The organism is Deinococcus aquatilis DSM 23025 (genome assembly GCF_000378445.1).
Lineage (GTDB): Bacteria > Deinococcota > Deinococci > Deinococcales > Deinococcaceae > Deinococcus > Deinococcus aquatilis.
In genome coordinates, this window is the sequence record NZ_KB899734.1 from 37,625 (window position 1) to 46,029 (window position 8,405).

Here is an 8,405-nt window from a genome sequence, read left to right on the forward strand (position 1 = left end):
TCAGTTTTTTGAAGGGCAGTCAATGGATCAACTTCTCTTCTCAGTCGGCGGCCTGCTGACCTACCCACGGCAGATGGTGCTGCTGGGTATCCACCAACGCGCCGAAGCGCAGATGGCGCTGGCAGATGAACCACATCTCGTCGCGGTCATTCGCCAGAATAAAATAGGCGTCGCTGGTTTCACTGGGATTGAAGACGCCCAGCACGCGGTACAGGCGGTCTTCCGAAAAGCCGCTGTCCAGCGGGCGGGGCATAGGCGCACGGGGGCCAGTCAGTTCCTGAATCCTCACGAACAGGTGGGGGTGAAAGGCAAGCATGGTCTTAGCCTGCCGCCCGCCTGTTGGGAAAAATGGGTGAACTCAGACAAGCTGAAGACCAGTTGAAGAAAGGGGCAACGGCGGTTAAACCTGTTGCCCCTTTCTGGCCGTGCCGCGCTGATGAACTTCTAAGATCAGGCGTCAGTTCCCAGGTTTTCTCGCGCCCACTGGTAGAACTCGGGTTTGTAAAACTCCAACCGAATCTTCTTGTACTCCTTGGTGGAATACAGGATGGCGTGGTCTACACCCTGCGCCACTTCATCATGAATGGCCTGAATCTTGCCGAAGGCTTCTTCTTTGCTGCGGCCATGCACCATCGTAAAAATGGTGTAGGGCCACTCGGCATAGGTGGGGCGCAGGTAGCAGTGAGACACGGCCTTGAATTCGGCCATGCGCCGCCCGGTTTCGGCCACTTCTTCCTGCGGCACAGCCCAAACGCCCATCGCATTGAAAGTAAATCCGGCCTTCTGGTGGCGGAACACGGCAGACACGCGGCGCAAGGCTCCGGCAGCCTTCATCTTCTCGGCGTGGGCGGCCACTTCCGAGATGCTCAGGCCCAGCGCGGCGCAGGCGTCGGCGTAGGGTTCTTCGGTCACGGGCAGGTCTTTCTGAAACTCGGTGACAAAGGCCCGGTCAAGGTCGGTAACGGCGTAGCCGATGTTGCGCTGCTCGCTGGTGTACTGCGGCGCGGCTTTGGCGTTCCAGTCTTCCTTGCCGGTCATGTCGAATTCCACGCCGATCTTGAAGAGGTGCAGCGTGGGCATCAGCCGGGTCAGGCGTGCGCCGCTCTGCTCGTGCAGCTTCTGGACGTGGGCTTCCAGATCGCTTTCGGGCGGTACGGCAATCGTGTACCACAGGTTGAAGGCGTGGTTGCGCTTGTAATTGTGGCTGACGCCGGGATGCGCGTTGACGATCTCTGCGCCTGCATCCAGCTGGTCTTCGTCGTGTACAGCGGCCACGAGGCTGCTCTGGTAACCCAGCGTCCGGGTATCGAAGATGGCGCTGACCTGACGCAGTACACCCTCAGCTTTGACCTCGCGCAGGATGGCCAGGGCTTCGGCTTCGGTCAGGCCTACCTGCTCGGCAATGACGGCGTAGGGGCGCTGCACGATGGGAATATCACGCTGAATGCGGTTCAGCAGTTGCTCACGCGGCGTAGGCGTGGTGATCGGCTCCGGGTGAGCAGGAGCGGTCGAAGGAGCGGTCATATTGTTCAAGATACGCCCGCTCCCTGCGGTAAAACGTCCCCGAACGAGCGGTAAGCCGGGGCAGACGGCCCAAGCCTTTGCATCTGCTTAAGAAGTGCGGGGCTTTGGCAGCGTCACATGAGGGCTACCTTCTATAAGAAACTGGCCTTCCTGTGCACAGTGGACCCGCCGACAGGCCACAATACGCACATGGTGACCGCACTCGTGATGGTACAGGCAGAACGTCAACGCATTCAAGAAACCGCCGAGGCGCTCGCCAGCGTGCCGAGCGTGCGCGAGGTGTATTCGGTCACCGGAGAATGGGACATCGTGGCCGTCTTGCGCCTCAGCCGCTACGAAGATCTGGACGACGTCGTGACGGGTCATCTCCGCAAGGTAGACGGCATTACACGCACCCAGACCATGCTGGCCTTCCGCACCTACAGCGAAGATTTGCTGGATCAGGGCTTTGGCGTGGGGTTGGACGAGGGCCGAACGGAATAAGATCCCCTGCTGTCCAACCACATCCAGACTGCTGAAGCCACAAAGAATCTGCTCTCTGTGGATTGCGCCTGATATGTATTGGGATTAAGCCCCGTGTCTAGAGCGATGACGCTCTGGACATATAATTGCTGGCTGCTCTCATTTGAGATGAGGTGTCTGTGCAGAGGTTGCAGGTGGAGCAGAGAGGTATGACAGCAGTTGGGCTGAACTTGAAAGGCATTCCAACCCTGTAGATCTGACTCTCATGGCACGGCCCTCCCAGCGGCATAAAAGCAGCTTGCACAGAATCTCCATACATTTCCCCTCTAGACAAATATGGAGGGATGCACTTTACATGCCTTTCAAAAAAATTACCATGCTGTCAATAAACATTATCTGACTGCTCAGCCTCAACCAGTAGACATCGGTTGCCGCATGAGACCATGCAAATTTTCATCGTTCAGAACGGCCTTCAACCTTCCAGAGGGGCGCGTTGATTGGAAATTTTGACCATCACTTCCGAGAAGAGAGGATTGCGTTTTTGTGAAGGCCACAGAATCCGTCCTACGTTAAATCAAATCCTCATATAACCTTTGGGTACGTTCAGAGAGAGATTTATTGGCTTTGGCTGGTGCAAACAAGCTCTTTACACACAACTCCACTCGAAAAGGGGGCTTTACAACGTATAGGCCAAACGTCCATACTGAATCCCCGGAGGATTACCGAGATGACTTACAAGAAACTCAGCGAGCAGATTCATGAGCTCAGCAATCCACAGCGCAGCGACTCCTTTGTAAAACTCTTCCGCGATGCTGTACGTCAGGGCAAATTTGATGCCACGTATATGCCTGAACGCTTCACCATGCCCAAACAATTTAGCCGCCGTGGTGCAGAAGGTACCTACCAACGCGACGCCAAAGAGATGTTGTTTGAAATCACGCCTGATTTTGAAGCCTGGTTCGACCAGACCAACCGTGATCTGGCTGCTGCACGCAAAGGCGGCAATATCAAGCCCAGCGTGGAAGCGATTGAATCCGGTCTGGTGGACTTTAAGAAAATGGCCGAAGAAACCCGCAAGAAAATGCAGGCCAGCTATGAAAAAGGTCAGGCTCTGGGTAACAGCCGGGCCAAGGGCAGCAAGGGCGGCAAGCGCAAGTAAGCCTCACGGCTGTTCAATTATTTAATTTTACTGACAGGGTGGACGCTAAAAGAGCATCCACCCTGTTTGCGTTGTCTATTGGCAGAACACAGGTGACTGGCGGCATTTTGGCATCGTATCCGTTTTGCCCCTTTCCTCTGGTGTCAGGGGCGCGTATCCTGCCTGACAATGATGGCCGTGTCTGACGCTCCTGCCCTTTCCTCTTCTGCCCGCCGAGGCCTCTTGATCGTCATGACGGGCGCGTCAGGCGTGGGCAAGGGTACACTCCGCGAACGCTGGCTGGACGGCCAGGACGTGTTCTATTCCACCTCATGGACGACCCGCACCGCCCGCCCCGGCGAGCAGGACGGCGTGGATTATGTGTTCGTCACGCCTGAAGCCTTTGAAGCCAAAGCCGCTGCCAACGGCTTTTTGGAGCATGCCGCTTTTGTGGGCAACCGCTACGGCACGCCCATAGAACCTATTGAAACGGCCCTGAGCCGTGGCCAGGACGTGGTGCTGGAAATTGAGGTAGAAGGGGCCATGCAGGTTCAGGCCCGTGCGGGCGAGGAAGCCATTCTGGTGTTCATCATGCCGCCGAGCCTGACCGAACTGCGCCGCCGTCTGGAAGGCCGGGCCACCGAGACGCCTGAACGCATAGAAAAACGCCTGCTGCGTGCCCGTGAGGAAATCACGCAGGCGCACGCCTTCCGCTACGTGATCGTGAACGACGACCTGAACCGCGCCCTGCACGAATTGCAGGCCGTACAACGCTTCGAGCGGGCGCGGCAAATTCCCGAAGAACACTGGACCCCCGAAGACCGCGCCGCGCAGGAATTGGCCGTTTCGGTGCGGAGCGACGGCCTGAGCGCCGCCGATCTGGAACAGGTCGTAAACAGCTAAAGGAGGACTGATGCCGCTAGAACTGGTACAGGGCGATATTGCCGCGCAGACCACCTGCGCTGTGGTGACGGCTGCCAACAAGGAACTGATGGGCGGCGGGGGCGTGGACGGCGTGATTCACCGCGCCGCAGGGCCAGAGTTGTTGCGGGCAATTCGGCCACTGGGCGGCACACCCACAGGCACCGCCGTCATTACCCCCGCCTTCGGATTGGCGCAGCAGGGCGTGAAATACGTCATTCATGCGGTTGGCCCCATCTGGCGCGGCGGGCAGTCGGGAGAGGCTGAACTGTTGGCCGGAGCCTATTGCCACAGCCTGCGCCTGGCACTGGAACACGGCTGCGGCAGCGTGGCGTTTCCTTCGATCAGTACGGGCGTGTACGGCTACCCGGTTGAAAAAGCCGCGCCTGTGGCCCTCGCCGCCATTGCCGAAGTGTTGGCGAAACGTCCAGACCTGAGGGTGCGCTTGGTGCTGTATGACGTGGGGAATCTTCATGTGTTTCAGCGGGCGTGGGAGAAGTTCGCCGCCCAGAATCCGAATGCATAGCTTGACTGGCCCTGCATACCGCGCTATATTCTTTTCAACACCGTCCGAGAGGGCGGCTTTTTTTGCTGTTCACATCTAGGCTCTCCGCTCTGGCTGGACGCCCTGAACGAACGTTGAAGAGTCAGATCTCTGGCATCTGGAGCTTCTGGGCACATACCTCAAGATCGGCACCGAGATGATTTCAAGAACGCCGTTCCAGACGTCAAAAACTTGCCCTTTATCGTTGGATCAGATTGGTGATTTTCCGCCCGTTTTGTTATGCTAAAAACATAATCTATGCTAATATATACGTATGAAGAGCCTCCCCAACACACTGGAATTTGGTACGGTGCGCCTGCCCGCCAGCGCGGATGGGTTGCTGCACGCCCCCACCGCCCTCCTGCAACTGGGCCTGACTGTGCCCGTCTCCGACTGGACTACTTTTGCCGCCCAGCACGACCTTCATAGCGCTCAGCGGGACTTTGGCGTCGGCCCGGAAGCCACGCTACACCCCGACGAATTTGCCCGCCTCGCCTTTGTGCTGACCACACCCGAAGCCAAGCGGTGGCGCAAGCGTGCCCAGACCCTACTGGCCCGTGCCATGCAGGGCGATGTGCGCCTGAGTGCCCAGATTGCCGAGCGCAACCCCGACCCCGAAGCGCGGCGCTGGCTGGCCGCACGCCTGGAAAGTACCGACGCCCGCCGCACGCTGATGAGCACCGTGGCGCGGCACGGCGGCGAGGGCAATGTCTACGGACAGTTGGGCAGCATCAGCAACCGCAGCGTGCTGGGCACCGACAGCGCCACCATTCGCCGTGAGCGTGGTGTGAAGCAGACCCGCGATGGCCTCAGCAGCGCCGAACTGCTGCGGATGGCGTATGTGGACACGGCCACCGAGCGGGCCATTCAGGATCACGGGGCACACGGCAACACCGCAATTCTGCGTCTGCACGAGCATGTGGCCCGCCGTGAGCGCCACCTGTGGGACGCGCCGCTGGCTCCGCAAGCGGGCTAATCCGTTCAATCCAGAAGGCAGACCAAGAAGTCTAATTGGCCTGCCTTCTTTCATTGGGCTTTATCCGGGCATACCAGCCCACTTCCGCCATCTCTCATGCACTCAGCCGCTAGAATGCCGCCTGTGCCGTCTCTGTTGCCCCGTTCTGTTTTTCGTGAGGTGTTGGGGTGGTACGGCGCGGGCCTCGCCCTGTTCCTGATTTTGCAGATGACCGATGCCCTGAGCACCACCGTGGGCCGGTTGCTGACCTACAACGCCAGTTTTGGGCAGGCGGCGGGCGCATTTGCTGGATATTTGCCGACGCTGCTGAACCGGGCTTTGGTGCTGGCCGTGCCTTTTGCCGTGCTGCTGGCCTTCTCACGGATGCAAAAAGACAGCGAGATTAAAGCCATGTTCGCGGCGGGTGTGCGGCCCCTGAGTCTGGTGTGGCCGCTGGTGCTGCCCTTTGCCGTGGTGGGAGCGCTGGCCTTTGTGAACGCCGGATACGTGGTTCCCGCCGGACTGGACCGCTGGGACAACGCCTGGTACAAGATTTACGGCATGCTTCCGCCGCAGCCCACACAGGAAAAGTACACCTATGCCGAACCCGGTGCGCTGTACTACGCCGGACGGGTTCGCAACGATGCAGGCAGCACGGTGGCGCAACTTCAGGGCGTGATGGTGCAGCGGGGCGATGAAACCATCACCGCGCCAAGCGGCACCTGGGACACCACCGCCAAAACATGGACGCTGACGGGCGCGTGGATCGTGCGGCCCGGACAGAATCCACAGGCACAGACCAAGCCCATCACTGTGCCGGAAGCCGATACTTTGGCCCCGCCGCCGCCCGAAGCCAAAAAGGTCAGTACCCCGGCCCTCCGTGCACAGTTGGCACAGGGCAATGACCGCCTGACGCCCACGCAACGCCGCGACATCCAGTTTCAGCTCGCCTCCCGTTTGGCCGATCCGGTCACGCCGATTGTGTTTGCGCTGGCCGCTGGAGCTTTGGGCCTTTTGATCCGCAACCGCGCCGCTGCCTTTGCCACCGTCTTGGTCTTCATCGTCAGCTTTTATGTGCTGTGGACCACCGTGCCGCAACTGGCCCGCGCCGGAGCCATCGACCCCAATCTGGCGGCGTGGATTCCCAATCTGGTGTTTCTGGTTGTGGCGGGCGTGCTGGCGTGGCGGCTCCGGTGATAGGACTCAAGCGGTTCGAGCGGTATGTTCTGGAGGAAATCCTGCCGCCGCTGGTGGGCGCGTTGGTGGTGGTTATTGTGCTGCTGGTGCTGGCCGCGCTGGAAGATGCCATTGCGCCGCTGCTGGCAAAGGGAGCCAATCCGCTGTTGGTGGCCCGCCTGCTGGCCCTGAACGTGCCGGAAGCCGTGGCACGGGCGCTGCCGATTGCCCTGATGTTCGCCACCTTGCAGGGATTGTCGCGCCTCGCCTCGGATTCGGAAATCAAGGCGGCGCTGTCGGCGGGCATTCCAGCTTCCCGGCTGTTCCGGCCCGTGCTGGCGCTGGCAGCGGGCGTAACTGTGCTGTCGTTTGTGGTGGCTGAAACGCTGGTGCCGCGTGCCAAGGTGCAGGCCCAGACCGTGCAGCGCGAAATCGTGTTCGACAATCCCCGCGTGATCGGGCTGGGAGAGGTGGGCAAGGACAGCCTCGTGCTGCGCGACGCCCTGAACCGCGCCATCAGCATCGGCAGCGTGCAGGCGGGCGGAGAACTGCGCGACCTGCGAATCGTGACCATGCAGATCGGTCAACCCCCGCGTGAGGTCATCACCGCCCGCACAGGCCGCCTGAAACCCGGCAGCAACGTGCTCGAGCTGGAAAACGGCCAACGCATCACCTATCAGGATGCGCGGCCCGTGACCGTGCTGACCTTTGAAAAAGGCACGCTGCCCGTGCAGGACGTTCAGGCCAGCTTTGAAGACAACGGCGGGCAGCTCAAGCCCATCTATCTGCCCCTGCCCGACCTGCTGGCGCGTACCCAGACCTACCGCGCCCAGAATATCCGCGCCCCCGCCGAATTTACTGCTCTGCACCGCAAATTTGCCGAACCGCTGGCAGCTTTAGCCCTCGCCTTTTTTGCTGTCAGCCTCGCTGTGTACACCTTCCGCAGTGGCCTGAACGTGGGGCTGGTGTGGGCGCTGCTGCTCAGCTTTGCCTACTACGCCACCTGGAGCGTCTTCCGCGTGATGGGCGAAAACGGAGCCGTGCCGCCCCTGCTGGCCGCCTATGCCCCCGATCTGATCGCCGTATTTGCGGGGCTGGTGCTGCTACGGATGGCGGGACGGCGCTGAACCAGAAACCATATTGTAAAATTTATGTCTATACGAATGCTCGTATTAGCCTCGCTTACAGTAACAGTCCGATAGGCTACTTAAAGTATGAAAAAAATCACTCTTGGACTGTTGGTTCTTGCCCCTCTCGCTCTCGCGTCCTGCGACATGTTCAAGGCTCCTGAAGCGAAAAACTTGGATGGAACCGTGGTGGAAGGCAAGCTCACCTTGGACGCAGCAGGTAAGATAAGCGTCACTCCTAGTGCTTGGACAGGCGGAGCAGGACAAGTCATTCTTGAGGGTTTAGAGATCATCCGGAAATTGGTTACGGTAGCGAGGCGAGGACGACTGGCATCCTGAATGAATGCGGTTGACGGACGAGCAATGGGCCATCCTCGCCCCCCTCCTTCCTCCCCCTCAGAAGCAGACCCGCCGCGGACGTCCGCGGCGGGGTGACCAAGAGCTGCTTGAAGGCATCCTATGGGTGTTGCGTACTGGTGCGCAGTGGGCGCAACTCCCCCGGCCGGACTATCCGCCCAAATCCACCTGTTTCGAGCGTTTTCAAGAGTGGAATGAGCG

The 8,405-nt window shown here is 59.8% G+C and carries 11 protein-coding genes; 9 read left to right on the forward strand and 2 right to left on the reverse strand.

Features of this window, described 5'->3' with window-relative positions; all coding sequences use genetic code 11:
- Window positions 1-40: 40 nt before the first annotated feature.
- Together F561_RS0118245 and ahbA are read right to left on the reverse strand one after the other, a co-directional pair.
- Window positions 41-316, reverse strand: a complete 276-nt coding sequence (locus tag F561_RS0118245) for a hypothetical protein (protein WP_019011405.1) — start codon at window positions 314-316, stop codon at window positions 41-43.
- Between the two features lie 134 nt (window positions 317-450).
- Complete coding sequence (gene ahbA / locus F561_RS0118250) at window positions 451-1,524, reverse strand: siroheme decarboxylase subunit alpha (RefSeq protein ID WP_019011406.1); 1,074 nt, start codon at window positions 1,522-1,524, stop codon at window positions 451-453.
- Window positions 1,525-1,713: 189 nt separating this feature from the next.
- Between ahbA and F561_RS0118255 the strand changes: the two genes are divergently transcribed.
- The 9 genes from F561_RS0118255 to F561_RS28030 form a co-directional block, all read left to right on the forward strand.
- Window positions 1,714-2,007 carry an Lrp/AsnC family transcriptional regulator gene (locus tag F561_RS0118255; protein WP_019011407.1) on the forward strand — a complete coding sequence of 98 codons (294 nt, stop codon included), beginning with the start codon at window positions 1,714-1,716 and terminating at the stop codon, window positions 2,005-2,007.
- Between the two features lie 706 nt (window positions 2,008-2,713).
- Window positions 2,714-3,145 carry a hypothetical protein gene (locus F561_RS0118260; RefSeq protein ID WP_019011408.1) on the forward strand — a complete coding sequence of 144 codons (432 nt, stop codon included), beginning with the start codon at window positions 2,714-2,716 and terminating at the stop codon, window positions 3,143-3,145.
- Between the two features lie 168 nt (window positions 3,146-3,313).
- Window positions 3,314-4,027 carry a guanylate kinase gene (gene gmk, locus F561_RS0118265; RefSeq protein WP_019011409.1) on the forward strand — a complete coding sequence of 238 codons (714 nt, stop codon included), beginning with the start codon at window positions 3,314-3,316 and terminating at the stop codon, window positions 4,025-4,027.
- 10 nt (window positions 4,028-4,037) lie between these two features.
- Window positions 4,038-4,571, forward strand: a complete 534-nt coding sequence (locus F561_RS0118270) for a macro domain-containing protein (RefSeq protein ID WP_019011410.1) — start codon at window positions 4,038-4,040, stop codon at window positions 4,569-4,571.
- Window positions 4,572-4,863: 292 nt separating this feature from the next.
- Window positions 4,864-5,565 carry a DNA damage response protein DdrC gene (ddrC, locus tag F561_RS0118275; RefSeq protein WP_019011411.1) on the forward strand — a complete coding sequence of 234 codons (702 nt, stop codon included), beginning with the start codon at window positions 4,864-4,866 and terminating at the stop codon, window positions 5,563-5,565.
- 114 nt (window positions 5,566-5,679) lie between these two features.
- Window positions 5,680-6,741, forward strand: a complete 1,062-nt coding sequence (locus F561_RS0118280) for an LptF/LptG family permease (protein WP_019011412.1) — start codon at window positions 5,680-5,682, stop codon at window positions 6,739-6,741.
- Window positions 6,726-7,847, forward strand: a complete 1,122-nt coding sequence (locus F561_RS0118285; protein WP_019011413.1) for an LptF/LptG family permease — start codon at window positions 6,726-6,728, stop codon at window positions 7,845-7,847. Before F561_RS0118280 ends, F561_RS0118285 begins: the two co-directional genes overlap by 16 nt.
- 87 nt (window positions 7,848-7,934) lie before the next feature.
- Window positions 7,935-8,186: a hypothetical protein gene (locus F561_RS29035; RefSeq protein WP_157451992.1), complete on the forward strand. Its 252-nt coding sequence runs from the start codon at window positions 7,935-7,937 to the stop codon at window positions 8,184-8,186.
- 4 nt (window positions 8,187-8,190) lie between these two features.
- Window positions 8,191-8,405, forward strand: a 215-nt coding sequence (locus F561_RS28030) for a transposase (protein ID WP_157451949.1), incomplete at its 3' end; no start/stop codon positions are given.